Source organism: Streptomyces sp. WZ.A104, assembly GCF_002382885.1.
Classification (GTDB): Bacteria; Actinomycetota; Actinomycetes; order Streptomycetales; family Streptomycetaceae; genus Streptomyces.
This window is the reverse complement of sequence record NZ_NWVL01000014.1, coordinates 1-26,775: the sequence shown is the minus strand read 5'-3', so window position 1 is coordinate 26,775 and position 26,775 is coordinate 1. Positions and strand designations below refer to the sequence as shown.

The window sequence follows — 26,775 nt, the reverse complement described above, 5'->3', positions numbered from 1 at the left end:
TGCCGTGCGTCCACGATATGGCGTGCGGCCCGCACCGGCCCGGTCGGCAGGACATCCCCCGCGCTCTCACCCCTTGTCGAGATACTCCTCGCGGTCCTTGTCCAGGAGGGCGGCCAGGGCGGTGCGCAGCTCCGGCAGCCGCTCCAGCTCCGGGTCGGCGGCGACGATCGCGACGGCCTCCTCGCGAGCGGCGGCGATGACCTCCTCGTCGTCGATGACGGTGAGCATCCGCAGCGAGGAGCGCACCCCGGACTGGGCCTGGCCCAGCACATCGCCCTCGCGGCGCTGCTCCAGGTCGATGCGGGAGAGCTCGAAGCCGTCGAGGGTGGCGGCGACGGCCGAGAGGCGGGCGCGGGCGGGGCTCGCCTCGTGGGCCTCGCTGACCAGCAGACAGAGCCCGGGCGCCGAGCCACGGCCGACGCGGCCGCGGAGCTGGTGGAGCTGGGAGACGCCGAAGCGGTCGGCATCCATGATCACCATGGCGGTGGCGTTGGGGACGTTGACCCCGACCTCGATGACCGTGGTGGCGACCAGGACGTCCACGGCACCGGCGGCGAACCGGCGCATGACGTCGTCCTTCTCGTCGGGCGGCATCCTCCCGTGCAGCACCTCGACGCTCAGCCCGGCCAGCGCGCCCGTGCGCAGCTGCTCGGCGATCTCCAGGACGGCGAGCGGCGGCCGCTTTTCCCCGTCCGCCTCGGGCGCCGCCTTCTTGGCCTTCGCCTTCTTCACGCCCTTCCCCTCCGCCTCCTCGGCTTCGTCGCCGATGCGGGGGCAGACCACGTACGCCTGGTGGCCGTGTCCCACCTCCTCGCGGACGCGTTCCCAGGCGCGGCTGAGGAAGTGGGGCTTGTCCTTGGCGGGGACGACATGGCTGGCGATCGGGGAGCGTCCGGCCGGGAGCTGGTCAAGGACGGAGGTCTCCAGATCGCCGAAGACCGTCATCGCGACCGTACGGGGGATGGGGGTGGCGGTCATGACGAGGAGGTGGGGCGGCTGCTTTCCCTTGGAGCGCAGGGCGTCCCGCTGTTCGACGCCGAAGCGGTGCTGTTCGTCCACCACCACCAGTCCCAGGTCGTGGAACTGGACCTTGTCCTCGATCAGGGCGTGGGTGCCGATGACGATCCCGGCCTCGCCGGAGACCAGGTCGAGCAGGGCCTGCCGGCGGGCGGCCATGCCCATGGAGCCGGTGAGCAGGACGACCTTGGTCCCCCGGTCCGAGCCGCCCAGCATTCCCCCCTCGGCCAGCTCGCCCATCATCTCGGTGATCGAGCGGTGGTGCTGCTGTGCCAGGACCTCGGTGGGGGCGAGCATCGCGGCCTGGCCGCCCGCGTCGACGACGGTGAGCATGGCGCGCAGGGCCACCATCGTCTTCCCGCTTCCCACCTCGCCCTGGAGGAGCCGGTGCATCGGGTGTTCGGTGGCCAGGTCGTCGAAGATCTCCTTGCTGACCTTCTGCTGGCCCTCGGTGAGGGTGAAGGGCAGCTTGGCGTCGAAGGCGTCGAGCAGGCCGTCCGCGACGGGGCGGCGGGCGACGGCGGGGAGTTGGGTGTCGGCGTAGCGGCGGCGGGCCAGCGCGACCTGGAGGACGAACGCCTCGTCCCATTTGAGGCGGGCCCTGGCGTCCTCGATGTCCGCCTTGGTCTGCGGGCGGTGCACCTTCAGCAGAGCCTCGGGCAGCGGGGTGAAGCCACGGCCCTCGCGCAGGGAGTCGGGCAGCGGGTCCACGGCGTCGCGCGCGCTGGGCAGCACGGCGTCCACGGCCTTGGCGATCCGCCAGGAGTCGAGCTGCTTGCAGGCGGGGTAGATCGGCAGCAGCCGACCGGCGAAGGCGTCCACGGCCTCGGTCGCCTCGTCGGCGTCGGAGGCGTCGAGCAGCTGGTACGTGGGGTGGGCCAGCTGCATCTTGCGGTTGAAGACGGAGACCTTGCCCGCGAACATCGCCTGGCGGCCCGGGAGCAGCTCCTTGTGCGGCTTGTGGACGCCGTGGCCGAAGAAGACCAGCTGGAGGCGGCCGCTGCCGTCGGTCAGGGTGACTTCCAGGCGTTTGCCCCGGCCGTTGTTGAACATCAGGATGCGGGCGTCGGCGACCTGGGCGACGACCGTGACGTGCTCGTCCAGCGGGAGGTCGGCCAGCGCGGTCAGCTTGCCGCGCTCCTCGTACCGCCGCGGGTAGTGGTGCAGCAGATCACCGACCGTGTGCAGGTCGAGGTGTTCGGCCATCACCTTCGCGGTGGCTCCGCCGAGCAGCTTCTTGAGGGGTTCATCGAACGAGGACACGCGATCCATTGCACACCACGGCACTGACAGCTGTCCGCCGGGCGCGGCCGCGAAGCGGATACGGGACTACTCGACGCCGATCAGGAGCGGCGCCCGCTGGTGGCCGCCCCGGTAGACGACCGTGTCCACGGCGAGATGACCCTCGCGTACGTGCTCCGCCAGCGCGTCGGCGAGCGCGTCCGGGACGTCCTCGCCGAGGACGAGGGTGACCAGCTCGCCGCCCGCCGCCAGCATCCGGTCGAGCACGGTGCGGGCGGTGGCCGGGACGTCGGCGCCGATCACTGCCACGTCCCCGTCGATCAGCCCGAGGATGTCCCCGGCCTGGCAGACGCCCGCCATGGTCCACGACTGGCGCTCGGCGACGGCCAGTTCGGCGTAGCGGGTGGCGCCCGCGGCCGAGGTCATGGCGACCACGTCCTCGTCGAAGCCCCGGTCCGGCTCGTGGACGGCGAGGGCGGCCAGGCCCTGGACGGCGGCCCGGGTGGGGACGAGGGCGACCCGGACCCCCTCGGTCCTGGCCTGCTCGGCGGCGGCGGCCGCGGTGTGGCGCAGGGCCGCGTCGTTGGGCAGCAGCACCACCTCACGGGCGTGGGCCCGGCGGATGGCGTCGACCAGTTCGCCGCTGGCGGGCGGTTCGCCGGGGCGGGCGATCACGGTGGTGGCGCCGGCCTCGGTGCAGAGTCCGGCCAGTCCGTCGCCGGGGACCACGACGACGACGGCGCGCTGGGCGGGCTCGGTCGGGGTGCGCGCGTCGTGGCCGCTCTCGGTGGCGAAGTGGGTGATCCGGATCCGGTAGGGCCGCCCGGCCTCGACGCCCGCCTCGACGGCGGCCCCGGCGTCGTCGACATGGACGTGGACGTGCCAGAGCCCGTCGCCGCCCACCACGACCAGGGAGTCGCCGAGCGCGTCGAGCCGAGTGCGCAGCCGGGCCACCTGCTCGTCTCGGGCCTCCAGGAGGTAGATCACCTCGAACGCGGGCCCGCCCCCACCGTCCTGCGGGCAGTCCTCGGCGCTGTCGGGCACATGGCCGGCTCCGGAAGCCACCGGAACGCCCCCCACCGGGAGCCCCACGACCGACCCGCCGTCCACGGGAGCGGCCGCCCGGCCGGCTCCGGTGCGAGGTCCCCTTACGGGAGCCTGCCCGGTCACCGCCTCCACCAGGGCGCCCAGGACCGCGACCAGCCCCCGCCCTCCGGCGTCCACGACCCCGGCCCGGCCGAGCACGGCGAGCTGGCCGGGGGTCTTCGCGAGCGCCTCGCGCGCCCCCTCGTAGGCGGCGTTCACCACGGCGCACAGCTCCGGCTCCGCGCCCTGGGCCGCCTCGGCGGCCGCCGAGGCGACGGTGAGCACGGTGCCCTCCACCGGGTGGGCGACGGCCTGGCGGGCAGCGGCATCGGCCCGGACCAGGGCGAGGCGCAGCCGGTCCGGGTCGCCGCCCTCCGCGAGCACCCCGGCCATGCCGCGCAGCAGCTGGGCCAGGATCGTGCCGGAGTTCCCGCGGGCGCCGATCAGGGCGCCGTGCGCCATGGCGCGTACGGCGTCGGCGGTGGCGGGCACGGTGGTGCCGGTCTCGTGGGCGGCGAACACCGCTTCGACGGCGGCGGCGGCGGACTCGACGGTCAGGTAGAGGTTGGTGCCGGTGTCACCGTCGGCGACGGGATAGACGTTGATCGCGTCGATCTCCGCGCGCTCCCGGCCCAGGGCCTCCAGGGCCAGCGAGCACCAGGTGCGCACCGCGACGGCATCCAGGTCGTCGGGGAGCTGCGGCACCGATGGTCCTCCTTGAAGCGGCCGTGGCTACGGGCTGAACCGCAGGTTAGCCCGCCTGCCTGGGCACCGGCAGGGACAGGGGGCGGGGCGGGGGCGGGCGAACCCGTGGTAGTTTCGTATCTCCGAAGCAGGCGTTGTATGCTGCTCCGGTTGCCCGATGAGAGTCGGGCCATTCCTCCGGTACCGCCACTTCAGTCAACTGATTCCGGCGCGCCGGATTTCACTGTAAGTGCATCTGAAGTCTTTGGAGTGACCCGTGGCTGCCAACTGCGACGTTTGCGGCAAGGGGCCGAGCTTCGGCAACAACATTTCGCACTCGCACCGCCGTACGTCCCGTCGCTGGAACCCCAACATCCAGCGCGTGCGTGCCGTGGTCGGTCGGACGCCGAAGCGGCTCAACGTCTGCACCTCGTGCATCAAGGCCGGCAAGGTCGCGCGCTGACGTTCCCGTCGTAGCGCAGCCTTCCGGTTGCCCAAAAAGCCGGTCCACCTCGGTGGACCGGCTTTTTGCTGTGCTCAGGCGGCTTGTCGGGGTGGGTCAGGATGCCGGGCGGGTCAGCCAGCCGTGGTCGACCGGGCCGATGCCGCCGCCCAGCGGGAATCCGGCCTCGATCGCGCCGGTGACGTACGTCTTCGCGCCCCGTACGGCCGTGGGCACGTCCTGACCGAGTGCGAGCCCGGAGGCGATGGCTGAGGCCAGGGTGCAGCCGGTGCCGTGGGTGTGGCGGTTGTCGTGCCGGGGGGCGCGCAGCCAGTGTTCCGCGCTTCCGTCGGTGAGCAGGTCCACCGCCTCGCCGGGCAGATGGCCGCCCTTGATGACCACCCAGCGCGGCCCGAAGCCGAGGATCTCCTCGGCGGCCCGGCTCATTCCGCTCTCGTCGGTGACCTGCACCCCGGTGAGCTGGGCCACCTCGTCGAGGTTGGGGGTGGCGACGGTGGCGAGGGGCAGCAGCTTCCGCCGTACGGAGTCGAGGGCTTCGGCGGCGAGCAGCGCGTCCCCGTGCTTGGAGACGCCGACGGGGTCCACGACGACGGGGGCGTCGGTGGTGGCGAGGAGTTCGGCGACGGTCTCGACGAGGACGGCCGAGGCGAGCATCCCGGTCTTCACGGCCTGGACGCCGATGTCGTCGACGACGCTGCGGTACTGGGCGCGTACGGCGTCCACCGGAAGCTCCCACGCGCCCTGGACGCCGAGGGAGTTCTGTGCGGTGACGGCGGTGAGCACACTCATGCCGTGCACGCCGAGGGCCAGCATGGTCTTCAGGTCGGCCTGGATGCCCGCACCGCCGCCGGAGTCGGATCCGGCGACGGTGAGCACGCGGGGCGGTACAGCGGTACGTATGGGCATACCCAGCAATCTAGCGGGAGCCCCCGACCCGCGATCGGCTAGTGGGTGTCCTCGATGGAGCCGAAGTGGTCCCAGCCGCCCTTGCTGGTCCAGGGGGCGCCGTCGACGGTGACCTGGGGCAGGGCGGAGGGGTTGAGGACCTCCCCGATCACCTTCCAGCGGGCGGGGAGTTTCACGTCGGGCGGGAAGGTCGCCACGATCGCGTGGTCCTCTCCCCCGGTCAGCACCCACTGGAGCGGGTCGACGCCGACGGCCTGGCCGATGTCGGACATCTGTGAGGGGATGTCGATGAGGCCGGAGCGCAGATCGATCCGGACCTTGCTGGCCTCCGCGATGTGCCCGAGGTCCGCTACCAGCCCGTCGCTGACGTCGGTCATCGCGGTGGCGCCGAGCCCGGCGGCCGCCGGGCCCGCGTGGTACGGCGGTTCGGGGCGGCGGTGGGCCTCGACGAAGGCGCGGGGCGAGCGGAAGCCTCGGGAGAGCACGGCGTACCCGGCGGCGGACCAGCCGAGCCAGCCGGTGACCGCGACGACGTCCCCGGGGCAGGCGCCGGCCCGGGTGACCGGTTCGTGGTTGCGCAGGTCACCGAGCGCGGTGATGGCGACGGTGATCGTGTCACCGCCGACCACATCGCCGCCGACGACGGCCGCCCCGGCCACCTGGCACTCGTCGCGAAGGCCGTCCATCAGCTCGGCGGCCCAGGTGACGGGCAGGTCGGCCGGGACGACCAGGCCGAGGAGCAGCGCGGTGGGCACGGCTCCCATCGCCGCGATGTCGGCGAGGTTCTGGGCGGCCGCCTTGCGGCCGACGTCGTACGCCGTCGACCAGTCACGGCGGAAGTGCCGCCCTTCCAGCAGGATGTCCGTACTGGCCACGACCCTGCGGTCGGGAGCTGCCACGACCGCGGCGTCGTCGCCGGGCCCCAGCCGCACCGCCGGGGTGGTGGTGAGCCGGGACGTGAGCTCTCTGATGAGCCCGAACTCCCCCAACTCGCCCACGGTTCCCTTCACCGAGTCTCACCTCTCCTTTATCGCCCCGGACACCCGTCCGGGCCCCCGGTCGCGAGCCGTCACTGCTGTCTGTACCGTCAAGAGATACGTCAACTTCTGTGTCCTGTGCGCCACGCTGTGGACGTCATCCGGCCCGTAGGTCTCCCCGTCGCGCTCGGCAACGCGATAACGTGGCGTCCCTTTCCCCCACATGATCCTCGTGGCCGCCCTGGAGGTTCCGTGGTACAGGCGTACATCCTCATCCAGACCGAGGTGGGCAAGGCGTCGATCGTCGCCGAGACCATTTCCAGTATTCCGGGAGTCATCCAGGCAGAGGACGTCACCGGTCCGTACGACGTGATCGTGCGGGCTCAGGCCGAGACGGTCGATGCACTCGGCCGCATGGTGGTCGCCAAGGTGCAGCAGGTGGACGGCATCACACGAACCCTGACCTGCCCGGTCGTCCACCTCTGACCCCCGTCTAGGCTGGGCCGGTGACGTCATCCGCCCGCCGGTCCCCCCGCTCGATATCCACCCTCGGTCCGTCCGCCGCCGTGCTCGCACTGGCCGCGGCGGGCTGTTCCTTCAGCGACGCGCAGCCCTCGATCACGGTTCCCACGCCGTCTTCGGAGGCCGCCGCGTACTGCAAGGCCCTGGACGGAGAGCTGCCGGAGACCGTCCTCGACCGGGAACGCAACGACCCCTCCCCGGAATCCGAGCTGACCGCCGGCTGGGGGGACGGGGCGATCGTACTGCGCTGCGGCGTGCCTCGGCCCGCGAAGATGGACGACCCCCAGGCCGAGGCGGTCGAGGCGGACGGGGTGAACTGGATGCTGGAGCAGCCCGAGGATTCCGGGCCCCGGTTCACCACCACGTACCGCAAGGCGTATGTCGAGGTCACGTTCTCCCCGGAGTACGCCAACGACATCACCCCGCTCAGCGCGTTCGCCGGTCCGGTCGAAAGGACGATCCCGGACCGGCTCTGACGCACGGTTCCCGGCGGTCGCTCAGCGCAGTCCCGTGGAGCGGGTCAGCGCGGCCTGGATCAGCCGGTCGACCAGTTCCCGGTAGCTGACGCCGCTCTCCTGCCACATGCGGGGGTACATCGAGATCGGGGTGAAGCCCGGCAGGGTGTTGATCTCGTTGATGACGAAGGTGCCGTCCTCGGTGAGGAAGAAGTCGGCGCGCACCAGGCCCTCGCAGGAGGTGGCGTCGAAGGCGGCGACGGCGAGCCGCTGCACCTCGGCGGTCTGCTCCTCGGTGAGCGGTGCGGGCACCAGACCGGCGGCCGAGTCGATGTACTTGGCCTCGAAGTCGTAGAAGTCGTGCGCGGTGACCGGGGGGATCTCGGCGGGCACGCTGGCGCGCGGCCCGTCCTCGAACTCCAGCACTCCGCACTCGATCTCGCGGCCGCGCAGCAGCGACTCGACGAGGAACTTGGGGTCGTGGCGGCGGGCCTCCTCGATCGCCTCGTCGAGGCCGGAGAGGTCGTCGACCTTGGTGATGCCCATGGACGAACCGCCGCGCGCGGGCTTGATGAACAGCGGCCAGCCGTGCTCACCGGCGAACTCCACGATCCGCTTGCGGACGGCACCCGGATCGCGGTCCCACTCGCGGGGGCGGACGACCTCGTACGGTCCGACCGGCAGCCCGAAGGAGAGGAAGACGCGCTTCATGTACTCCTTGTCCTGGCCGACGGCGGAGGCGAGGACGCCCGCGCCGACGTAGGGCACACCGGAGAGTTCGAGCAGGCCCTGAAGGGTGCCGTCCTCCCCGTACGGGCCGTGGAGCACGGGGAAGACGACGTCGACCTCGCCGAGCGCCTTGGGCACGGAGCCGGGTTCGCTGTAGAGCACCTCGCGGCTGCCGGGGTCCACGGAGAGCACGACGGTGCCGTCGGTGGACTCGGCGAGCTGGGCCACGTCGGGCACCTTGCGGTCGGTGATGGCCATGCGTTCGGGCTCGTCCGCGGTGAGCGCCCAGCGGCCGTCCGTCGTGATGCCGATCGGCAGGACGTCGTACTTGGTCCGGTCGATGGCCTTCATGACGGCGCCGGCCGTGACGACCGAGATGCCGTGTTCGGAGCTGCGGCCGCCGAACACGACAGCCACGCGGGGCTTGCGGCGCTGCTGCTCAGGGCTCTCGGCGCGCTCAGGGCTCTGGGGGAGGTTCTCGCTGCTCATATCGCGATGAGCGTACCTGCTGGTAAAGGAGACGTCAGCGTCGCTCGGCCTTGGCGCTCCGCGACATCAGCTCCTTGACGGCGACGACCGGCGACTTGCCCTCGTGGACGATCGAGACGACGGTCTCGGTGATGGGCATGTCGACCCCGTGCCGGCGGGCCAGGTCGAGGACCGATTCGCAGGACTTGACGCCCTCGGCGGTCTGCTTGGTGACGGCGATCGTCTCCTGGAGCGTCATGCCCCGGCCGAGGTTGGTGCCGAAGGTGTGGTTGCGCGAGAGCGGCGAGGAGCAGGTGGCCACCAGGTCGCCCAGGCCCGCGAGTCCGGAGAAGGTCAGCGGGTCGGCTCCCATGGCCACGCCCAGGCGGGTGGTCTCGGCGAGGCCCCGGGTGATGAGGGAGCCCTTGGTGTTGTCGCCGAGGCCCATGCCGTCCGCGATGCCGACGGCGAGCCCGATGACGTTCTTGACGGCGCCGCCGAGCTCGCAGCCGACGACGTCGGTGTTGGTGTACGGCCGGAAGTACGGGGTGTGGCAGGCGGTCTGGAGGCGCTGGGCGACGGATTCGTCGGCGCACGCGACGACGGCGGCGGCCGGGCGGCGCTCGGCGATCTCCTTGGCGAGGTTGGGTCCCGACACGACGGCGATGCGGTCCGCGGAGACCTTGGTGACGTCCGCGATCACCTCGCTCATCAGCTTGGCGGTGCCCAGCTCGACGCCCTTCATGAGCGAGACGAGGACGGTGTCGGGGCCCAGGTGCGGGGCCCAGTCGGCGAGGTTGGCGCGCAGCGTCTGGGAGGGCACGACGAGGAAGGCGAACTCGGCGTCGCGCAGGGCCTCGGCGGGGTCCGTGGTGGCGCGGACCGTCTCCGGGAGCGTGATGCCCGGGAGGTAGTCCGGGTTGGTGCGGGTGGTGTTGATGGCCTCGGCGACCTCGGCGCGGCGGCCCCAGAGGGTGACCTCGCAGCCCGCGTCGGCGAGGATCACGGCGAAGGCCGTACCCCATGAGCCGGTTCCGAAGACGGCTGCTTTTACGGGGTGCGTCACGTGGATCCCTTTCCCTGGGCCTTGCGCCGTTGTTCAGCACGGGCTTTGCGGTGATCGTAGAGCTCGGCGGGGGCCTTCTCGCCGCGCAGGTCCTCCAGCTGGCGGGTGATCGCGGCCATGATGACCTCGGTCGCCTGGCGCAGCACCTCGGGCGTCGGCTCCAGACCGTAGAAGCGGCTGAGGTCGACGGGCGGTCCGGCCTGCACCTGGAGCGTCTTGCGGGGGAACAGCCGGAACTTGTTCTCCTTGGCGTAGGGCGGCATCGCGAGGTTGGCGCCCCACTGGGCGACGGGGATGACGGGCGCCTGGGTCATCAGGGCGACCCGGGCCGCCCCGGTCTTGCCCGCCATCGGCCACATGTCGGGGTCCCGCGTGAGGGTGCCCTCGGGGTAGAAGGCGACGCACTCACCTCGCTCGATGGCCTCCACGGCGGCCCGGAAGGCGTCCAGGGCGTTGGTGGTCTCGCGGTAGACAGGGATCTGGCCGGTGCCGCGGAGCATCATCCCGACGAACGGGGTGCGGAAGAGGCCGGCCTTCGCCAGGAGCCGCGGCACCCGCCCGGTGTTGTACTGGAAGTGGCCGTAGGAGAGCGGGTCCAGATAGGAGTTGTGATTGACGGCGGTGATGAAGCCGCCGTCGGCTGGAATGTGTTCCATCCCCCGCCAGTCGCGCTTGAACAGAACCACCAATGGCGGCTTGGCGATAACCGCCGCCAGGCGGTACCAGAAGCCGATTCTGCGGCGCGGCACGAGGACACCTTTCTCTCTGACCTGACCTGCTGCCTGGCTACCGACGGTCAAGTCTCGCCCCAGGCCCCTGCTCTGTCGAGAACACCGTACGCCTCACCTTCGGGACCGACCCTCCGGGTTGTCGTACCGGCAGGCGAGAATGGGGGTCCTGATGCGTACGGAGGGGGAGATCGTCACGAACACCGATCCGGCGGGGTCCTGGTCCCTGGTCGTTCCGCTGAAGCCGCTCGCACGGGCCAAGAGCCGCTTGGGGCGGGCGGCGGGCGAGGAGGCGCGGCCCCGGTTGGCGCTGGCGTTCGCCCAGGACACGGTGGCCACGGCGCTGGCCTGTGACCGGGTGCGGGATGTGGTGGTCGTCACGGACGATCCGGCGGCCGCGGCGGCGCTCTCGTCGCTCGGGGCGCGGATCGTGGCGGACGCTCCGGGCGCCGGGCTCAACGCGGCGCTGGTGCACGGCGCCCGCTTCGTGCGGGGGCCGCGGCCGACCGCGCCGGTGGCCGCGCTGAACGCGGATCTGCCCGCGTTGCGCGGCGACGAATTGGCGCGGGTGCTCGATTTCGCCTCCGCTTTTCCGCGCGCATTTCTTCGGGATGCCGCAGGAATCGGGACAACATTTCTGTCCGCCACCCGGGGTGCGGAATTCCGTCCGGCTTTCGGCGGCCCGTCCGGCGCCCGGCACCTGGCGTCGGGGGCGGTGGAAATTGCGCTGCCCGGTCTCGACTCGGTGCGCAGGGACGTGGATACGGGCGAGGATCTGCGGGTTGCCCTGGCCCTGGGGGCGGGGCCGCACACCGCGCGCCTGATGGCCGCGCTCACGCCGGCCCGTGACCGATAGGCTGCCGCCCATGCAGGCGACCTCGTACACGTACGACCCCGAGACCCGGACCGGCAGTGTGCTGCTGGACGACGGCACGCCGGTGGACTTCGACGCCCCGGCCTTCGACGCGGGCGGCCTGCTGCTGCTGCGTCCGGGGCAGCGGGTGCGGATCGAGGGCGAGGGGACGGGCCCGGACCTGCGGATCACGCTGGTGACGCTGCAGACGTTCTGAGGGCCGCCCCGGACGGGGCCCGGACAGCCCGCGGGCCGGGCTCCCCCAGGGGGAGCCCGGCCCGGCGCGTGTGAGGAGCGAGCGGGTGCCCGGTCTCACTTCTTGCGTGCAGTGGCCTTCTTGGCCGTGGTCTTGCGCGCCGTGGTCTTCTTCGCGGGCGCCTTCTTCGCCGTGGTCTTCTTGGCGGGCGCGGTCTTGCTGGGAGAGGCCTTCTTGGCGGTCGTCGCGGCCTTCTTCGCCGGGGTCGCCTTCTTCGCGGCCGCGGTGGTCTTCTTGGCCGTGGTCTTCTTCGCGGTGGCCTTCTTGGCGGCGGCGGTGGTCTTCTTCGCCGGGGTCGCCTTCTTGGCGGTCGTCTTCTTCGCCGTGGCCTTCTTGGCGGCCGACTTCTTGGCGGCGGCGGCCTTCACCGTCGTACGGGCGGCGGAAGATCCGCCCGAGAGGCTGCCCTTGGGGGCCTTCTTGACGGCCACGTCGTTCTTGGGGAGCTTCTTGGAGCCGCTCACCAGGTCCTTGAACCCCTGGCCCGCGCGGAAGCGGGGCACCGAGGTCTTCTTGACCCGGACGCGCTCACCCGTCTGCGGGTTGCGGGCGTACCGGGCGGGGCGGTCGACCTTCTCGAACGAGCCGAAGCCGGTGACCGAGACACGGTCCCCGGCGACAACGGCACGGACGATCGCGTCGAGTACCGCGTCGACGGCGTCTGCGGCCTGCTGACGGCCGCCGACCTTGTCGGCAATCGCTTCTACGAGCTGCGCCTTGTTCACGTCTTCCCCTTCGGAGACATTGCCAGAACGAAAGTGTTCAAGCTTTTTCGCACGTTAGGCAGATATATACCGCAAATCAAACACGAAACGGGCTAATCACCCTAGTGCCGCAACGAAGTCGACCGATGCGCAGTTCCACGTGTCAGTCACCTTCGGGGAATCGGCCCTCATCGAGGTCCTTCATCATCCGGTCCAGACGCCTTGCCGCGTCCGGGAGATCGTGCTTCGCCGCGGCCGTGACGACCAGCAGCTTCCGGGTCAGCGCCATCCGTACGCTCTCCGGGACTTGCAGTGCACGCACCTTCGCGTGCGCTTCCTTCAATCGGTCGGCGACTTGGCCATAGAGCTTGAGTTGGCTGTCGCGTTCCATGCACCGATTGTGCCATCTGGGGCGAGTTGTCGCCCGACGGGGTCTCAACAAGCGACTGCGCCCCCTGCCGGGAGGCAGGGGGCGCAGTCGTGGAAAAGCGCTGCTCAGGCGGCAATGGTACGCGGTTTGAAGGCGGGTCGGGCCGCCTCGTACGCCGCGATGTCCGCTTCGTTCTGAAGGGTGAGGCTGATGTCGTCGAGGCCGTTGAGCAGCCGCCAGCGGGCGTTCTCGTCGAGTTCGAAGTCGGCGGTGATGCCCTCCGCGCGGACCTGTCGGGCCTCAAGGTCGACGGTGACCTCGGCACTGGGGTCGGCCTCGGTCAGCTCCCAGAGGGCGTCGACGACCTTCTGCTCCAGGACCACGGTCAGCAGCCCGTTCTTCAGGGAGTTGCCCCGGAAGATGTCGGCGAAGCGGGAGGAGACGACGGCCTTGAAGCCGAAGTTCTGCAGGGCCCAGACCGCGTGTTCGCGGGAGGACCCCGTACCGAAGTCGGGACCGGCCACCAGCACCGAGGCGCCCTGGCGCTCGGGGCGGTTGAGGACGAAGTTCTCGTCCTTGCGCCAGGCTTCGAAGAGCCCGTCCTCGAACCCGTCGCGGGTGACCTTCTTCAGCCAGTGGGCGGGGATGATCTGGTCGGTGTCGACGTTGCTGCGGCGCAGCGGAACGGCCCGGCCGGTGTGAGTGGTGAAGGCTTCCATGGCTATCGGACTCCGGCGGGGGTACGGGTGTCGGACAGGTCGGCGGGCGAGGCCAGATGGCCCAGCACCGCGGTGGCGGCGGCGACCTGGGGCGAGACCAGGTGGGTGCGGCCGCCCTTGCCCTGCCTGCCCTCGAAGTTGCGGTTCGAGGTGGAGGCGGAGCGCTCGCCGGGGGCCAGCTGGTCGGGGTTCATACCGAGGCACATCGAGCAACCCGCGTGCCGCCATTCGGCGCCCGCCTCGGTGAAGACCTTGTCCAGGCCCTCGGAGACGGCCTGGAGCGCGACCCGGACCGAGCCCGGGACGACCAGCATCCGTACGCCGTTCGCGACTTTGCGGCCCTGAAGGACCGAGGCGGCGTTGCGCAGGTCCTCGATGCGGCCGTTGGTGCACGAACCTACGAAGACGGTGTCCACGTTGATCTCGCGCAGCGGCTGCCCCGCGGTCAACCCCATGTACTCCAGGGCCTTTTCGGCGGCGTTGCGCTCCGAGGCGTCCTCGTACGAAGCCGGGTCGGGGACGCTGGCCGACAGGGGCGCGCCCTGGCCGGGGTTGGTGCCCCAGGTGACGAACGGGGCCAGTTCCGTGGCGTCGATGACGACCTCGGCGTCGAACACCGCGTCGTCGTCGGAGCGCAGGGTCTTCCAGTACGCGACGGCGGCGTCCCAGTCCTCGCCCTCGGGGGCGTGGTCGCGGCCCTTCAGGTAGTCGAAGGTGGTGGCGTCGGGGGCGATCATGCCCGCGCGGGCGCCGGCCTCGATCGACATGTTGCAGATGGTCATCCGGGCCTCCATCGAGAGCTTCTCGATGGCGGAGCCGCGGTATTCGAGGATGTAGCCCTGGCCGCCGCCGGTGCCGATCCGGGCGATGATCGCCAGGATCAGGTCCTTCGCGGTGACCTCGTCGGGCAGTTCGCCCTCGACCGTGATGGCCATGGTCTTCGGGCGGGCCAGCGGCAGCGTCTGGGTGGCCAGGACGTGCTCCACCTGGCTGGTGCCGATGCCGAACGCCAGCGCGCCGAAAGCGCCGTGCGTGGAGGTGTGGGAGTCGCCGCAGACCACGGTGGTGCCGGGCTGGGTCAGCCCCAGCTGCGGGCCGACCACGTGCACGACGCCCTGCTCGACGTCGCCCAGCGGGTGCAGCCGCACGCCGAAGTCCGCGCAGTTCTTGCGCAGGGTCTCCAGCTGGGCGCGCGAGACCGGGTCGGCGATCGGCTTGTCGATGTCGAGGGTCGGGGTGTTGTGGTCCTCGGTGGCGATGGTGAGGTCGAGGCGCCGTACCGGACGTCCGGCCTGGCGCAGCCCGTCGAAGGCCTGCGGGCTGGTCACCTCGTGGAGCAGGTGCAGATCGATGAAGAGAAGGTCGGGCTCGCCCTCCGCGCGCCGGACAACATGGTCGTCCCAGACCTTCTCCGCGAGTGTCCTACCCATCGCTTTCCCTCCGGCCGGCGTCTTCGCCGGCCCAACTAGAGATTCGGTGCGCCTCCGTCCGCACCCCCGAGCGGGGCGGTGGCTACGAGCCGTTGTGCGGCCGCCCCCAAAGGTTCGCAACTTCCGCGGAAAATTGAACTTGCGTTTCACAGAGTGAGACGGGAGTATCGTCGTATGGACAACTCTAGCGGCGTCGGCGTTCTCGACAAGGCAGCTCTGGTATTGAGCGCCCTGGAGTCCGGTCCGGCCACCCTCGCCGGGCTGGTCGCGGCGACAGGGCTCGCACGGCCCACGGCCCATCGACTGGCCGTGGCACTGGAACACCACCGGATGGTGGCGAGGGATATGCAGGGCCGGTTCATTCTCGGCCCCCGGCTGTCGGAACTGGCGGCCGCGGCGGGCGAGGACCGCCTGCTGGCCACGGCCGGACCGGTGCTCACCCACCTGCGCGACATCACCGGTGAGAGCGCACAGCTCTACCGCCGGCAGGGCGACATGCGCATCTGCGTGGCAGCGGCGGAACGGCTGTCCGGGCTCCGGGACACGGTGCCGGTCGGCTCCACGCTCACGATGAAGGCGGGCTCCTCCGCCCAGATCCTGATGGCCTGGGAGGAGCCGGAGCGCCTGCACCGGGGCCTCCAGGGCGCCAGGTTCACGGCGACGGCGCTCTCCGGCGTGCGGCGGCGGGGCTGGGCCCAGTCGATCGGCGAGCGGGAACCGGGCGTCGCCTCGGTCTCGGCGCCGGTGCGCGGCCCCTCGAACCGGGTGGTCGCCGCAGTCTCGGTCTCCGGACCGATCGAGCGGCTGACCCGTCACCCGGGCCGGATGCACGCCCAGGCGGTCATCGACTCGGCAGCGCGGCTGAGCGAGGCCCTGCGCCGCAGCGGCTGACATCCCCTTCATACGGAGCACGACGCGCCGCCCCCGCACGGGCCGACGCGCCGCCCACCTCCGCACCGCGGGGATGTGACCCGCTACTCCTCCCCTTTTCCGGAAGGCCGCCCCAGCGCCGTGGCAGCCGCTTTCCCCTTCCCGGGCTCCGACCCGGACTCCTGCGCGGCCGACCGATGGGCGAGCCGGTCCGCCGCCCTGCGGCCCCGGGCCGTGATCGGCAGCACGCCGGTGGCCGCGGCCAGCCCGTACGCCGGCATATCGGCGTAGATGGACTCGTAGCCGCCCTCGGGCACGATGTAGCTCTCGTGCCACAGCCCCACGTGCTGACGGGACTTCCTCTCCTTGCGGTTGATCATCGCCCAGGCCTTGCGGTGGAACATGTCGGGAGCGGCCGCGTACGCGTACAGCTTCTCCTTCGACTCCCAGTACTGGACGACGTAGTACGTCCGGGGCGAGCCGGTGAGCAGCGTGTAGCCGAGCAGTCCCCGGTCCTTGCTCCTGGTCAACTCCCGCAGCATGCGGGGCATCGCGGCGAAGACCGGCAGCCAGTGGTGCACGCCCCAGAAGTGGTTGATGCGCATCCCGATGAGCAGGACGACGACATCGCCCTCGGCCGCCGCCGTCGTCCGGCCCGGTATCGGTTTCGCGAACATGTCGTACCCCGTTTCGTTGGAGAGTGGCGCTATCCAATGGTGGGATAGTGGCACTGCCCAAGGCGTGGCGCAAGGGAAGGCACACGGAATGCGACTCTCGGAACTCAGCGAGCAGAGCGGCGTCTCGACGGCGACGATCAAGTACTACCTGCGCGAGGGGCTGCTGCCCGCCGGACAGCGGGTCAGTGCGACGCAGGCGGAGTACGACGAGGCGCATCTGCGGCGGCTGCGGCTGGTGCGGGCACTGATCCAGGTCGGACGGCTGCCGGTGGCGACGGCCCGCGAGGTGCTCGCGCACGTGGACGACGAGTCGCTCGGCCGCACGATCCGCCTGGGAGCGGCGCTGTGGGCCCTGCCGCACGGGCCCGCGCCGGACGAGGACGCCCCGGAGACCGCCGTCGCGCGCAGCCATGTGGCGTCGCTGCTCGCGGAGTTGGGATGGTCGACCGCGCTGGAGCTCGGTGACCTCTCCCCCGTCCACCGGTCGCTGGTCGCCTCGGTGGCCACGCTGGTCCGGCTCGGATACCCCTGTGACATCGGCTACTTGACCCGGCAGGCCCGGATCATGGAGCAGGCCGCCGTGCACGATCTGGACGAGATGGAGACGTACGGCTCGGAGGCCGAGCAGGTCGAGAAGGCCGTCGCGTCGGCGGTGCTCTACGAGCCGCTGCTGATGTCGCTGCGACGGCTGGCGCAGAGTGAGGAGTCGGCCCGCCGGTACGGTCTGTGACATGGACGAAGACGGCAGCGGAAAGGCCCTCCACCGAGGTGAAGGGCCTTTCCGTACCGCTCTGTTGTACCCCCGACCGGATTCGAACCGGCGCTACTGCCGTGAGAGGGCAGCGTGCTAGGCCGCTACACAACGGGGGCGTGGTTACTGCTGACTTGCGCTGGGCTACCAGGACTCGAACCTAGAATGACGGTACCAGAAACCGTAGTGTTGCCAATTACACCATAGCCCATGGTGGGACAAGTACCCCCGACCGGATTCGAACCGGCGCTACTGCCGTGAGAGGGCAGCGTGCTAGGCCGCTACACAACGGGGGCCCTAGCGATCCTGCATCGAGAACGTGGGTGCGACCCGGACGTTCCCGCGGGAAGGATCTGTACCCCCGACCGGATTCGAACCGGCGCTACTGCCGTGAGAGGGCAGCGTGCTAGGCCGCTACACAACGGGGGCTTGTCTTGCTCGTACTGCTGGTTACTGCTTGGTGTTGCGCTGGGCTACCAGGACTCGAACCTAGAATGACGGTACCAGAAACCGTAGTGTTGCCAATTACACCATAGCCCACTGAAATGCAACCCCTGGCGGGGGCTTCACTTCTGTCTGCGCTTCCCGGTCGGATCTTCCGTCCCGCTCGGGCGGCGCAGAAAGAACATTACCCGAAGGTGTCCGGCGCTCCAAAACGGGTATTGCCTGCCAGCAGCCCGGGCAGCCGGTCGAGTCCGGTGATCGTCAGGAGATCCGGCCTTCCGCCCCGGCCCCGCCGGTCGAGCCAGATGCCGGTCAGTCCGGCGGCCACGGCCCCGCTCGCGTCGATGTCCGGCTCGTCCCCCACGTACGCCACCTCGTGGGGCTCCAGCCCGAGTGCCTCGCAGGCCGCGTGGAAGGCTCCGGGCTCGGGCTTGGAGATGCCGAGCTCCACGGCGCAGACCATCGCCTCGAACCGGTCGCGGACACCCAGCGCGGTGAGCTTGCGGTGCTGGTGGTGGGCGCTGGAGTTGGAGAGGATCGCGTGGCGGTAGTCGGGGGCCAGCCGGTCCAGGGCCGGCAGCACGTCCGGGAAGAGCTCCCAGGCGGCCTCGTAGTGGACCCGGTGGCCGGCGAACCAGGCGTCGGCCTCGGCGTCCGTCATGGGCCGCGAGAGGAAGTCCCGCACCCGGTCCCGGCGCTGGCCGGTGAAGTCCGTCTCCCCGGCGGCGACGCGCGCCCAGTGCACGGCGGTGATCGCCCTCCAGGCGGCGAGGGCCTCGTCGACCGACGCGTACGCCTCGGGCCGTCCCGTGCTCTCCAGGTGGAGCCGCATGCCGGCGTGGTCGGCACCCGTGTAGTCGAAGATCGTGTCGTCGATGTCCCAGAGCACGGCTCGGATCGGCATGTACGCCACGGTAGCCGCCCGGCGGCCGCCTCGGAGCGGAAAGCCGGGAAGGGCCGCAGCCGGTCGGCTGCGGCCCTTCCCGGGCTGTCCTGTCGCTTTACGCGGCCAGCTTGGCCAGGGCGGCGTCCACCCGGGCCAGGCTCTTCTCGCGGCCCAGGATCTCCAGGGACTCGAAGAGCGGCAGGCCGACGGTGCGGCCGGTGACGGCGACGCGGACCGGGGCCTGGGCCTTGCCGAGCTTGAGGCCGTGGGCCTCACCGGCGGTGAGGACGGCGTTCTTCAGCGACTCCGGGTCACCCCAGTCGGCCGCCTCCAGGTTGGCGCGGGCCGTGGTCAGGAGCGCGGCCGGGTCGCCCTTCATCGCCTTGGCCCAGGAGGCCTCGTCGTCGACCGGCTCGTCCAGGAAGAGGAAGTCGACGTTGTCGGTGATGTCGGAGAGCACCGTGACCCGGGTCTGGGCGTAGGGGGCGATCCGCGTCCACTTCTCCGCGTCGAAGGCCTCCGGGGCCCAGGGCGCGAAGGGGGCCTTCAGCCAGGGGCCGCAGGCCTCGGTGAAGGTCTTCACATCCAGCATGCGGATGTGCTCGGCGTTGATGTGCTCGCACTTCTTGAGGTCGAAGCGGGCCGGGTTGGCGTTGACGTCCTTGATGTCGAACGCGGCGATCAGCTCGTCCACCGAGAAGATGTCGCGGTCCTCTGCGATCGACCAGCCGAGCAGCGAGAGGTAGTTCAGCAGGCCCTCGGGGAGGAAGCCGCGCTCGCGGTACAGGTTGAGGGAGGCCTGCGGGTCACGCTTGGAGAGCTTCTTGTTGCCCTCGCCCATGACGTACGGCAGGTGGCCGAAGGCGGGGGTGTCCTTGGCGATGCCCAGCTCGATGAGCGCCCGGTACAGGGCGATCTGGCGCGGGGTGGAGGAGAGCAGGTCCTCGCCGCGCAGGACGTGGGTGATCTCCATCAGCGCGTCGTCGACCGGGTTGACCAGCGTGTAGAGCGGGGCCCCGTTGGCGCGGACGATGCCGTAGTCCGGGACGTTCTCCGGCTGGACGGTGATCTCGCCGCGGACCAGGTCGGTGAAGGTGATGGCCTCGTCGGGCATCCGGAAGCGGACGATCGAGCTGCGGCCCTCGGCCTCGTACGCGGCGGTCTGCTCGGCGGTGAGGTCGCGGCAGTGGCCGTCGTAACCGGACGGCTTGCCCGCGGCGCGGGCGGCGTCGCGGCGGGTGTCCAGCTCCTCGGTGGTGCAGTAGCAGGCGTAGGCGTACCCGGCGGCGAGCAGCTTCTCGGCGACGTCCTTGTACAGGTCCATCCGCTGCGACTGGCGGTAGGGGGCGTGCGGGCCGCCGATCTCGGGGCCCTCGTCCCAGTCCAGGCCCAGCCAGCGCATCGAGTCGAGCAGCTGCTGGTAGGACTCCTCGGAGTCGCGCGCCGCGTCGGTGTCCTCGATCCGGAAGACCAGGGTGCCCTGGTGGTGCCGGGCGAAGGCCCAGTTGAACAGCGCCGTGCGGACCAGGCCCACGTGGGGGTTGCCGGTCGGGGAGGGACAGAAACGTACACGGACTGGTGCGTTAGCCACGCTTGATCACCTTGTTGGTGAGAGTGCCGATGCCTTCGATGGTGACGGCGACCTCGTCGCCGACGTGCAGGGGGCCGACCCCTGCGGGGGTCCCGGTGAGGATCACGTCGCCCGGGAGGAGTGTCATGGCCTCCGTGATGTGGACGATCAGGTCCTCGACGGAGCGGACCATGTCGCTCGTGCGGCCGAGCTGTCGCTGCTCGCCGTTGACCGTCGCCTGGATGGTGAGGTCGTGGGGGTCCGCGTCGGTCTCCACCCAGGGGCCCAGCGGGCAGGAGGTGTCGAAGCCCTTCGCGCGGGCCCACTGCTTCTCGCGCTTCTGCACGTCGCGGGCGGTGACGTCGTTGGCGCAGGTGTAGCCGAAGACGACGTCCTTGACGCGCTCGCGGGGGACCTCGCGGCACATACGCCCGATGACCACGGCCAGCTCGGCCTCGTGGTGCAGCTCGCTGGAGAAGGAGGGGTACTCGATCGCGTCGCCGGAGCCGATCACCGAGGTGGTGGGCTTGAAGAAGGTGATCGGCGCCTCGGGGACCTCGTGGCCGAGCTCGGCGGCGTGCTCCGCGTAGTTGCGGCCGATGGCCACGACCTTGTTGGGGAGCACGGGGGGCAGCAGACGGACCTTGTTCAGCGGGACCTTGGTGCCCGAGAGCTCGAAGTCGGCGTACGGAATGCCCTTGATGATGTCGAGGACGAGGTCACCGGATTCCACGGTGCCCTGTCCCTCGACGGCGCCGAAGGCGACATTGCCGTCGATGGAGAACCTGGCGATGCGCACGGGATGCTGTCGCCCCTCACTTGCTGGCTGACTGAAGACTGACGCTCCAGGCTAGCGCCTCGCCCGGCGCGGATCGCCCCAAAAGGAGCGTCGTCCAGTGCGTGCGATCGCAAGGCGGCCGAAGGCTCTCGTAGCGGAGCTACCAGGGCGTTCGGCCGACGCCGCGAGCGTGCGTGCTGGACGGCGTGACGGGGCGATCCGGGCCGGGCGAGGCGCTGGCGCCGATGAGGGGCACAGCCTCGCCCTTCGCGGGGCCGCTACCGGGCGACCGTTACCGGGGCGTCCATGAGGATGGTGCGACGCGGGTTGGCCGTCACGGCGGGCAGGTCGGCGGCGTGCTCCGGCTGGAGGGGCGTCTGCAGCGCTTGGGCGTCCTTGAGGTGCGCCAGCGTGGTGCGCCGGGGGTTGGCAATGTTGCGGAACATCGTCGTCGTCTTCATCTGCCGTCAGGACCCTGTTCGTACGGGCGCCGCATCGGCGGCGCCGGCTTGTCGGATTCGCCATCCCTGTAAAGCGTCAGGCTAAACATCCGGTTCCCCGCCGAAGCCGGGATGAGGCGACGATCATCATGTGAGTTTGCTCACGAACTAATCGACAATTAACCCATTCCGGACAGCTGGCCACGGCGCAGGAAACGGACATTGCATCACTGAATCCACCATTCCGCTCCTGATCATCGCGACTGGGACACCCCCCACCCCTAAGGGACTCGTCCCCAATAGTCCGCTTTACCCACGATCCCTCTCCACTCCTTGTTACTCACTCATCACAACGTGTCACCCAGGTCACAGCCCGGTACATGGGCCTTGTTGGAGATCCGGCACTGTGCTGGAATTCCACGCACCGCCGCGGGTTTCAAGTGCCGGCGCGCAGGGCGCAACGCAGCGCCGAGTGGCGGCGGGAGGGGGAGTTCGCCGGTCACTCAACGACCATCAAGGGGGCGCGTCCAGCGCCCCACGACGCCGACACCGTTCTGTCCGTTTACGCGGGTGGAACGCCTGGTCCAGAGGTTGCGACGCTAGTGCAGGGACGTTTCAAGAGGGATGGCAGCGCTCCGGCGGAACAGGAGCCGCGCGGCGGGACCGACCGCGGTTCCTCGCCCCAGCACGCCCAGAACCCCGGGCCGGCCGGTGCCGGCGACAACAGCGACAGCGCGCAGCGCCCGGGCTCCACGACGGGCGGCGGTGCGGAGCCGAACACGTCCGCCTCCTCCCGCGGCCCGGTCGACACGGGCTCGCGAATAGCGCTCCGTAACTGGCGCATCAGTACGCGACTGGTCTCGCTCCTCGCCCTCCCGGTGGTCGCCGCGACCAGCCTCGGCGGTCTGCGGATCCAGGAGTCGATGAACGACATGCAGCAGCTGGAGCACATGCAGCTGCTGACGAAGATGACCAAGCAGGCGACCACGCTCGCCCAGGCGCTCCAGGTCGAGCGCGACCAGTCGGCCGGTCCGCTGTCCAACAAGTCCAAGCCGACCGACTACAAGGTCACCGGCCCCCGGGACAAGACCGACCGGGCCACGGACGCCTTCCTGAACGAGACCGACTCGATCGGTGACTCCGAGGGCGACGAGGCGCTGGAGAGCATCCACGCGAGCATCTCGTCGATCGCCTCCCAGCTCGGCACCATCCGTACGATCCGCAAGACGGCGTACGAAGAGGACACACCGAGCCTCAACACCATCGACCAGTACAGCCAGCTGATCACCTCGCTGCTGAGCCTCTCGCAGGACATGGCCCAGGCGACCAGCAACCCGGACATGATCAAGCGGACCCGGGCCCTGGCGGCGTTCTCCTCCGCCAAGGAATACGCCTCGGTGCAGCGCGCGATCATCGCCGCGGCGCTCCCGGGCGGCCAGGTCAAGGACCCGCACCTCAACCCGAACGACCGGCAGTTCGGAAAGAACGCGCTCGAAAAAGAAGGCCGGGCGATACGCTCGTTCAAGACGATCTACGGCACGACCGGCGAGAGCGCCGAAGAGCTCATGAGGTCCCTGGACAACGGGAACCCGGAGATCAACGCCGGGAACATGTACGCCAAGCGCGTCCTCAACACCACGAACGACATCGAGGGCAAGCTGGTCCGGTCGTACCTCGACTGGTACGACCAGAGCACCATCAAGATCAACGTCATGGAGAACATCGAGGCCACCCTCCTCAGCGACATGGAGGCCAAGGCCCGTGAGCTGCGGCAGGCCTCCCAGCGCGACGCGATCATCAACGGTGCGGTCATCCTCATCGTGCTCGGTGTCTCGCTCGTCGGTGCCTTCGTGGTGGCCCGCTCCATGATCCGTTCGCTGCGCCGCCTCCAGGACACCGCCACCCGGGTCGCCCAGGACCGGCTGCCCGAGCTCGTCAAGCAGCTCTCCGAGACCGACCCGCAGGACGTCGACACCTCCGTCGAGTCCGTCGGCGTGCACTCCCGGGACGAGATCGGCCAGGTGGCCGCGGCCTTCGACGACGTGCACCGCGAGGCCGTCCGCCTCGCCGCCGAGCAGGCCCTTCTGCGGGGCAACGTCAACGCGATGTTCACCAACCTCTCGCGCCGCTCCCAGGGCCTCATCCAGCGTCAGCTCTCGCTCATCTCCGAACTGGAGTCCCGCGAGGCCGACCCGGACCAGCTCTCCTCCCTCTTCAAGCTCGACCACCTCGCGACCCGTATGCGCCGTAACGGCGAGAACCTCCTCGTCCTCGCGGGCGAGGAGCCGGGCCGCCGGTGGACCCGCCCCGTCCCGCTGGTCGACGTGCTCCGCGCCGCCGCCTCCGAGGTGGAGCAGTACGAGCGCATCGAGCTGTCCGCGGTGCCCGCCACCGAGGTCGCCGGACGCGTCGTCAACGACCTCGTGCACCTGCTCGCCGAGCTGCTGGAGAACGCCACGTCGTTCTCCTCGCCGCAGACGAAGGTCCGGGTCACCGGTCACGCGCTGCCCGACGGCCGCGTGCTCGTCGAGATCCACGACACCGGCATCGGCCTCTCCCCCGAGGACCTCGCCGCGATCAACGAGCGGCTCGCGCAGCCGCCGACCGTGGACGTCTCGGTCTCCCGCCGCATGGGTCTGTTCGTGGTCGGCCGGCTGTCGCTGCGTCACGGCATCCGGATCCAGCTGCGCCCCTCCGACTCCGGCGGTACGACGGCACTCGTCATGCTGCCTGTCGACGTCGCGCACGGCGGCAAGCAGCCGCCGTCCAAGCAGGGCTCCGGCCAGCAGCCCGGCGGCGCCCCCGGCGGCCTGCTCACGGGCAACGGCGCGGGCAACGGACAGCGTCCGGGCCTCGGCGGCGGCCCCGGCGGACCGGGGTCCAAGGGCCTCGGCTCCGGGCCGGGCGCGCAGCGCGGCCAGGTCGGCGCGGGCTCGGGTCCGCGGGCGGCTCTGCCCGCCCGTGACAGCGGACCGGGCCGGGCGCAGGGCCCGCAGAACGGTGGACAGCCGAACAACGGCGGCCGCGGCCAGGACTTCCCAGCCCCGGGCCAGGAACCGCAGCGCCAGGGCGGCGGCCTCTCCGGCGCCTTCGGCAACAGCGCCCGGCTCGGCGCCCGAGGCGGCCAGGGCGGTGCCCACAGCGGTCCTCAGGGTGGCCAGGGTGACGCCCAGGGCCGTAACGACGCGGGCCAGCCGAACCTGTTCGGTCACGGCGCTCCGGCCACCCCCGGCCAGAACGGCCGTACGAACCAGTTCGCGCCGCAGAACCAGCAGGCCCAGCAGAACCAGCAGGGCCCGGGCGCGCCCCAGAACCAGCAGGCTCAGCAGCCCCGCCAGGAGCCGGGCGGATTCCAGCAGCCCGGCGGCCCCGGCCGTCAGCTGCCGCCGCCCGGCGGTCCGCGTGCCGAGCTGCCCGGGGGCAACCCGCAGCCGCAGCGCCCGGCGACCACCAGCTGGGGAGCCGACGCTCCGCGCGGTCACGACGAGCACGACGCGACGGGGCAGTTCGCCCGGCCGGCGGAACCCGGTCAGGACCAGGGGTTCGGTGCCCAGGGCGACCAGCCGAACCAGCGGCAGCCGCTGGACGACCACCAGGGCCCCGGCGCGACCTCCGAGTTCGCCCGGCCCGACTTCTCGGCGCCGCAGGGCCGTCCGTACCCGCAGCAGAGCCCGCAGGGCCAGGACCCGGCGAGCACCGCGCAGTTCGCGCGGCCCGACTTCGGCGTCCCGCTCCAGCAGAACCAGGACCAGCAGAACCCGGGCGCGTACGACCAGGGTCAGCAGCCGCCCGCGCCGCGTCAGCGCGGCCTGGACGGCGACGACTTCGGTGCGCCGCGTCCGGCGGGCGAGACGCCGCGCCGTCCCGCGCTGCCGGTCCAGCCCCAGCAGCCGGAGGCCCTGCCGCCCGCCGGTCCCGGGGACGGCCGTACGCCGCTGTACGACACCCTGGAGACCAACTGGTTCCACGGTCCGGGACAGGGCGGCCAGCAGTCCGCCGAGCCGCAGGCGCCCGTGACTCCGGAGCCCACCGGCGCACCCGTTCCGCCGCTGCCTCAGCGCGGTGCGGACGACGCCCCGGTCACCAGCTCCTGGCGCGCTTCGCCCAACGACGAACTCGTACGACAGGCCGAGCGGGTCAAGAAGCCCGCCGCCGGCGGGGTCACCACATCCGGGCTGCCCCGCCGGGTTCCCCGCGCCAATTTGGTTCCGGGGACGGCTCAGCAGCAGAATCACCAGTCCGGACCACAGGTCTCGCGTGCGCCCGATGACGTACGCGGTCGTCTCACCAATCTCCGCCGGGGCATCCAGCAGGGTCGGCAGGCCAACAACGGCCCGTCGACCGGCAGCATCCATCTCGGCCCCACTCACCAGCAGGAGCGTTAGTTGAGCCCGATGAGTCAGGCCGCACAGAATCTGAACTGGCTGATCACCAACTTCGTGGACAACACCCCAGGGGTGTCCCACACGGTGGTGGTCTCCGCCGATGGCCTGCTGCTGGCGATGTCCGAAGGATTCCCGCGCGATCGCGCCGACCAGCTCGCCGCCGTGGCGTCCGGGCTGACGTCGCTGACCGCCGGCGCGTCCCGGATCTTCGAGGGCGGCGCCGTGAGTCAGACAGTTGTGGAGATGGAGCGGGGATTCCTCTTCCTCATGTCCATCTCCGACGGTTCCTCACTGGCCGTTCTCGCCCACCCGGACGCCGACATCGGTCTGGTCGGGTACGAAATGGCCCTCCTTGTCGACCGTGCGGGCACCGTCCTCACGCCCGACCTCCGCGCCGAGCTCCAAGGCAGTCTGCTCCACTAGGCAGCCTTCCAGCGGATTCACGACACGATCCCCCCAGGTAATGCCCACAACCCTCACCCGACGGGCCGCTTCAGTCCCCCCACCGGCCCCTTGCAGACGGCAAGCCGAGAACCTGCTGTCACGCCCGGAGGATTCATGACCCCGCCACCCGCCTCACCCGATCCGTACGGCGCACTGCACCACGCGTCGTACGACGGGGAAGGCGACCAGCCGCTGGTTCGCCCCTATGCCATGACCGGCGGCCGCACCCGGCCGCGCTACCAGCTCGCGATAGAGGCGCTGGTCAGCACGACGGCAGACCCGGCGCACCTGGGGACCCTGCTCCCCGAGCACCAGCGGATCTGCCACCTCTGCCGTGAGGTCAAGTCGGTGGCGGAGGTGTCGGCGCTGCTGTCGATGCCGCTCGGCGTCGCCCGGATCCTGGTGGCGGACCTGGCGGAAGCCGGCATGGTGGCCATTCACCAGCCGGGCAACGGAGAGACCGGCGGCGCGCCGGATGTGACACTGCTCGAAAGGGTGCTCAGTGGACTTCGCAAGCTCTAGCGGCGGTACGGGCCGCGCCACCACCTCGGCGAAGATCGTGGTGGCGGGCGGCTTCGGCGTGGGCAAGACCACGTTCGTCGGTGCCGTCTCGGAGATCAACCCGCTGCGCACCGAAGCCGTCATGACGTCCGCGTCCGCGGGCATCGACGATCTGACCCACACCGGGGACAAGACGACGACGACCGTCGCCATGGACTTCGGCCGCATCACGCTCGACCAGGACCTGATCCTGTACCTGTTCGGCACGCCCGGTCAGGACCGTTTCTGGTTCATGTGGGACGACCTGGTCCGCGGCGCCATCGGCGCCGTCGTCCTCGTCGACACCCGCCGCCT

27 protein-coding genes and 5 tRNA genes are annotated in these 26,775 nt (G+C 70.7%); 11 read left to right on the top strand and 21 right to left on the bottom strand.

Translation table 11 applies throughout. The annotated features are described in order from the left end of the window. Window positions 1–66: 66 nt before the first annotated feature. Together recG and CIB93_RS10225 are read right to left on the bottom strand one after the other, a co-directional pair. Complete coding sequence (recG, locus tag CIB93_RS10230) at window positions 67–2,289, bottom strand: ATP-dependent DNA helicase RecG (RefSeq protein WP_179500053.1); 2,223 nt, start codon at window positions 2,287–2,289, stop codon at window positions 67–69. Between the two features lie 57 nt (window positions 2,290–2,346). Then, entirely contained in the window at window positions 2,347–4,050 is a 1,704-nt protein-coding gene (locus tag CIB93_RS10225) for a DAK2 domain-containing protein (RefSeq protein WP_096626304.1), read from the bottom strand. 256 nt (window positions 4,051–4,306) lie between these two features. Between CIB93_RS10225 and rpmB the strand changes: the two genes are divergently transcribed. Continuing rightward, window positions 4,307–4,492: a 50S ribosomal protein L28 gene (gene rpmB, locus CIB93_RS10220; protein WP_026171429.1), complete on the top strand. Its 186-nt coding sequence runs from the start codon at window positions 4,307–4,309 to the stop codon at window positions 4,490–4,492. Between the two features lie 96 nt (window positions 4,493–4,588). On the opposite strand, the gene thiD is transcribed toward rpmB, so the two are convergent. Together thiD and CIB93_RS10210 are read right to left on the bottom strand one after the other, a co-directional pair. Then, window positions 4,589–5,398 carry a bifunctional hydroxymethylpyrimidine kinase/phosphomethylpyrimidine kinase gene (gene thiD / locus CIB93_RS10215; protein WP_096626302.1) on the bottom strand — a complete coding sequence of 270 codons (810 nt, stop codon included), beginning with the start codon at window positions 5,396–5,398 and terminating at the stop codon, window positions 4,589–4,591. Window positions 5,399–5,436: 38 nt separating this feature from the next. Next, entirely contained in the window at window positions 5,437–6,408 is a 972-nt protein-coding gene (locus tag CIB93_RS10210) for a thiamine-phosphate kinase (protein WP_096626300.1), read from the bottom strand. 219 nt (window positions 6,409–6,627) lie between these two features. Here CIB93_RS10210 and CIB93_RS10205 point away from each other — a divergent pair, with 219 nt between their 5' ends. Both CIB93_RS10205 and CIB93_RS10200 read left to right on the top strand, forming a co-directional pair. Beyond that, window positions 6,628–6,861: an Lrp/AsnC family transcriptional regulator gene (locus CIB93_RS10205; RefSeq protein ID WP_096626298.1), complete on the top strand. Its 234-nt coding sequence runs from the start codon at window positions 6,628–6,630 to the stop codon at window positions 6,859–6,861. 20 nt (window positions 6,862–6,881) lie between these two features. Continuing rightward, window positions 6,882–7,373 (top strand): DUF3515 domain-containing protein, encoded by a 492-nt coding sequence (locus CIB93_RS10200; RefSeq protein ID WP_096626296.1) that lies wholly within the window; start codon window positions 6,882–6,884, stop codon window positions 7,371–7,373. Between the two features lie 21 nt (window positions 7,374–7,394). Here CIB93_RS10200 and CIB93_RS10195 read toward each other — a convergent pair whose 3' ends face one another. The 3 genes from CIB93_RS10195 to CIB93_RS10185 are packed head-to-tail and all read right to left on the bottom strand — an operon-like array spanning window position 7,395 to window position 10,364. Continuing rightward, complete coding sequence (locus tag CIB93_RS10195; protein ID WP_096626294.1) at window positions 7,395–8,570, bottom strand: D-alanine--D-alanine ligase family protein; 1,176 nt, start codon at window positions 8,568–8,570, stop codon at window positions 7,395–7,397. Between the two features lie 34 nt (window positions 8,571–8,604). Next, window positions 8,605–9,615 (bottom strand): NAD(P)H-dependent glycerol-3-phosphate dehydrogenase, encoded by a 1,011-nt coding sequence (locus CIB93_RS10190; protein ID WP_096626292.1) that lies wholly within the window; start codon window positions 9,613–9,615, stop codon window positions 8,605–8,607. Beyond that, window positions 9,612–10,364 (bottom strand): 1-acyl-sn-glycerol-3-phosphate acyltransferase, encoded by a 753-nt coding sequence (locus tag CIB93_RS10185; protein ID WP_096626290.1) that lies wholly within the window; start codon window positions 10,362–10,364, stop codon window positions 9,612–9,614. The genes CIB93_RS10190 and CIB93_RS10185 overlap by 4 nt, the downstream gene beginning before the upstream one ends. Before the next feature lie 151 nt (window positions 10,365–10,515). Between CIB93_RS10185 and cofC the strand changes: the two genes are divergently transcribed. Next, window positions 10,516–11,199, top strand: coding sequence for a 2-phospho-L-lactate guanylyltransferase (cofC, locus tag CIB93_RS10180; protein ID WP_096626456.1), 684 nt, complete (start codon window positions 10,516–10,518; stop codon window positions 11,197–11,199). 10 nt (window positions 11,200–11,209) lie between these two features. After that, window positions 11,210–11,413 carry a hypothetical protein gene (locus tag CIB93_RS10175; protein WP_096626288.1) on the top strand — a complete coding sequence of 68 codons (204 nt, stop codon included), beginning with the start codon at window positions 11,210–11,212 and terminating at the stop codon, window positions 11,411–11,413. 95 nt (window positions 11,414–11,508) lie between these two features. On the opposite strand, the gene CIB93_RS10170 is transcribed toward CIB93_RS10175, so the two are convergent. The 4 genes from CIB93_RS10170 to leuC all read right to left on the bottom strand — a co-directional run bounded on the left by CIB93_RS10170 (window position 11,509) and on the right by leuC (window position 14,675). Further along, the gene (locus CIB93_RS10170) at window positions 11,509–12,177 is read right to left on the bottom strand and encodes an HU family DNA-binding protein (protein WP_096626286.1); all 669 of its coding nucleotides are present in this window, start codon (window positions 12,175–12,177) and stop codon (window positions 11,509–11,511) included. A 142-nt stretch (window positions 12,178–12,319) separates the two neighbouring features. After that, window positions 12,320–12,547, bottom strand: a complete 228-nt coding sequence (locus tag CIB93_RS10165) for a hypothetical protein (RefSeq protein WP_026291031.1) — start codon at window positions 12,545–12,547, stop codon at window positions 12,320–12,322. 104 nt (window positions 12,548–12,651) lie between these two features. Continuing rightward, entirely contained in the window at window positions 12,652–13,245 is a 594-nt protein-coding gene (leuD, locus tag CIB93_RS10160; protein ID WP_096626285.1) for a 3-isopropylmalate dehydratase small subunit, read from the bottom strand. A 2-nt stretch (window positions 13,246–13,247) separates the two neighbouring features. Further along, window positions 13,248–14,675: a 3-isopropylmalate dehydratase large subunit gene (gene leuC / locus CIB93_RS10155; RefSeq protein WP_096626283.1), complete on the bottom strand. Its 1,428-nt coding sequence runs from the start codon at window positions 14,673–14,675 to the stop codon at window positions 13,248–13,250. A 174-nt stretch (window positions 14,676–14,849) separates the two neighbouring features. On the opposite strand from leuC, the gene ndgR reads away from it, so the two are divergent. Next, complete coding sequence (ndgR, locus tag CIB93_RS10150) at window positions 14,850–15,566, top strand: IclR family transcriptional regulator NdgR (RefSeq protein WP_026237628.1); 717 nt, start codon at window positions 14,850–14,852, stop codon at window positions 15,564–15,566. 83 nt (window positions 15,567–15,649) lie between these two features. Here ndgR and CIB93_RS10145 read toward each other — a convergent pair whose 3' ends face one another. After that, on the bottom strand, window positions 15,650–16,222 hold the full coding sequence (locus CIB93_RS10145; RefSeq protein ID WP_257002128.1) for a DUF4188 domain-containing protein: 573 nt from the start codon (window positions 16,220–16,222) through the stop codon (window positions 15,650–15,652). 88 nt (window positions 16,223–16,310) lie between these two features. Here CIB93_RS10145 and CIB93_RS10140 point away from each other — a divergent pair, with 88 nt between their 5' ends. Further along, window positions 16,311–16,952: a MerR family transcriptional regulator gene (locus CIB93_RS10140; protein WP_096626281.1), complete on the top strand. Its 642-nt coding sequence runs from the start codon at window positions 16,311–16,313 to the stop codon at window positions 16,950–16,952. A gap of 67 nt (window positions 16,953–17,019) precedes the next feature. Here CIB93_RS10140 and CIB93_RS10135 read toward each other — a convergent pair. From CIB93_RS10135 to CIB93_RS10095, 9 genes are all read right to left on the bottom strand, one after another. After that, window positions 17,020–17,092, bottom strand: a tRNA-Glu gene (locus tag CIB93_RS10135). Between the two features lie 20 nt (window positions 17,093–17,112). Next, window positions 17,113–17,184 (bottom strand) — tRNA-Gln (locus CIB93_RS10130). Between the two features lie 12 nt (window positions 17,185–17,196). After that, window positions 17,197–17,269 (bottom strand) — tRNA-Glu (locus CIB93_RS10125). Between the two features lie 60 nt (window positions 17,270–17,329). Continuing rightward, window positions 17,330–17,402, bottom strand: a tRNA-Glu gene (locus tag CIB93_RS10120). A 39-nt stretch (window positions 17,403–17,441) separates the two neighbouring features. After that, window positions 17,442–17,513 (bottom strand) — tRNA-Gln (locus tag CIB93_RS10115). An 88-nt stretch (window positions 17,514–17,601) separates the two neighbouring features. Beyond that, entirely contained in the window at window positions 17,602–18,321 is a 720-nt protein-coding gene (locus CIB93_RS10110; protein WP_096626279.1) for an HAD family hydrolase, read from the bottom strand. A 97-nt stretch (window positions 18,322–18,418) separates the two neighbouring features. Next, the gene (gene gltX / locus CIB93_RS10105) at window positions 18,419–19,894 is read right to left on the bottom strand and encodes a glutamate--tRNA ligase (RefSeq protein ID WP_096626277.1); all 1,476 of its coding nucleotides are present in this window, start codon (window positions 19,892–19,894) and stop codon (window positions 18,419–18,421) included. Beyond that, entirely contained in the window at window positions 19,887–20,672 is a 786-nt protein-coding gene (locus CIB93_RS10100) for a fumarylacetoacetate hydrolase family protein (protein ID WP_096626275.1), read from the bottom strand. Before CIB93_RS10100 ends, gltX begins: the two co-directional genes overlap by 8 nt. A 257-nt stretch (window positions 20,673–20,929) precedes the next feature. Beyond that, window positions 20,930–21,112, bottom strand: a complete 183-nt coding sequence (locus CIB93_RS10095; protein WP_096626273.1) for a hypothetical protein — start codon at window positions 21,110–21,112, stop codon at window positions 20,930–20,932. Between the two features lie 581 nt (window positions 21,113–21,693). On the opposite strand from CIB93_RS10095, the gene CIB93_RS10090 reads away from it, so the two are divergent. The 4 genes from CIB93_RS10090 to CIB93_RS10075 all read left to right on the top strand — a co-directional run. Next, window positions 21,694–25,476: a nitrate- and nitrite sensing domain-containing protein gene (locus tag CIB93_RS10090; RefSeq protein WP_096626271.1), complete on the top strand. Its 3,783-nt coding sequence runs from the start codon at window positions 21,694–21,696 to the stop codon at window positions 25,474–25,476. Beyond that, the gene (locus tag CIB93_RS10085; RefSeq protein ID WP_003966009.1) at window positions 25,477–25,899 is read left to right on the top strand and encodes a roadblock/LC7 domain-containing protein; all 423 of its coding nucleotides are present in this window, start codon (window positions 25,477–25,479) and stop codon (window positions 25,897–25,899) included. Between the two features lie 135 nt (window positions 25,900–26,034). Then, window positions 26,035–26,442: a DUF742 domain-containing protein gene (locus CIB93_RS10080; protein WP_072487285.1), complete on the top strand. Its 408-nt coding sequence runs from the start codon at window positions 26,035–26,037 to the stop codon at window positions 26,440–26,442. Next, on the top strand, window positions 26,423–26,775 hold a 353-nt coding region (locus CIB93_RS10075; protein ID WP_179500052.1), incomplete at its 3' end, for an ATP/GTP-binding protein. The genes CIB93_RS10080 and CIB93_RS10075, both read left to right, overlap by 20 nt.

Bases quoted from the DNA above. Each gene is read 5' to 3' on its own strand.
- recG (WP_179500053.1), bottom strand. From the start codon at position 2,289: ATGGATCGCGTGTCCTCGTTCGATGAACCCCTCAAGAAGCTGCTCGGC.
- thiD (WP_096626302.1), bottom strand. From the start codon at position 5,398: ATGCCCATACGTACCGCTGTACCGCCCCGCGTGCTCACCGTCGCCGGA.
- CIB93_RS10195 (WP_096626294.1), bottom strand. From the start codon at position 8,570: ATGAGCAGCGAGAACCTCCCCCAGAGCCCTGAGCGCGCCGAGAGCCCT.
- cofC (WP_096626456.1), top strand. From the start codon at position 10,516: ATGCGTACGGAGGGGGAGATCGTCACGAACACCGATCCGGCGGGGTCC.
- CIB93_RS10175 (WP_096626288.1), top strand. From the start codon at position 11,210: ATGCAGGCGACCTCGTACACGTACGACCCCGAGACCCGGACCGGCAGT.
- CIB93_RS10165 (WP_026291031.1), bottom strand. From the start codon at position 12,547: ATGGAACGCGACAGCCAACTCAAGCTCTATGGCCAAGTCGCCGACCGA.
- leuD (WP_096626285.1), bottom strand. From the start codon at position 13,245: ATGGAAGCCTTCACCACTCACACCGGCCGGGCCGTTCCGCTGCGCCGC.
- leuC (WP_096626283.1), bottom strand. From the start codon at position 14,675: ATGGGTAGGACACTCGCGGAGAAGGTCTGGGACGACCATGTTGTCCGG.
- ndgR (WP_026237628.1), top strand. From the start codon at position 14,850: ATGGACAACTCTAGCGGCGTCGGCGTTCTCGACAAGGCAGCTCTGGTA.
- CIB93_RS10145 (WP_257002128.1), bottom strand. From the start codon at position 16,222: ATGTTCGCGAAACCGATACCGGGCCGGACGACGGCGGCGGCCGAGGGC.
- CIB93_RS10140 (WP_096626281.1), top strand. From the start codon at position 16,311: ATGCGACTCTCGGAACTCAGCGAGCAGAGCGGCGTCTCGACGGCGACG.
- CIB93_RS10110 (WP_096626279.1), bottom strand. From the start codon at position 18,321: ATGCCGATCCGAGCCGTGCTCTGGGACATCGACGACACGATCTTCGAC.
- CIB93_RS10095 (WP_096626273.1), bottom strand. From the start codon at position 21,112: ATGAAGACGACGACGATGTTCCGCAACATTGCCAACCCCCGGCGCACC.
- CIB93_RS10080 (WP_072487285.1), top strand. From the start codon at position 26,035: ATGACCCCGCCACCCGCCTCACCCGATCCGTACGGCGCACTGCACCAC.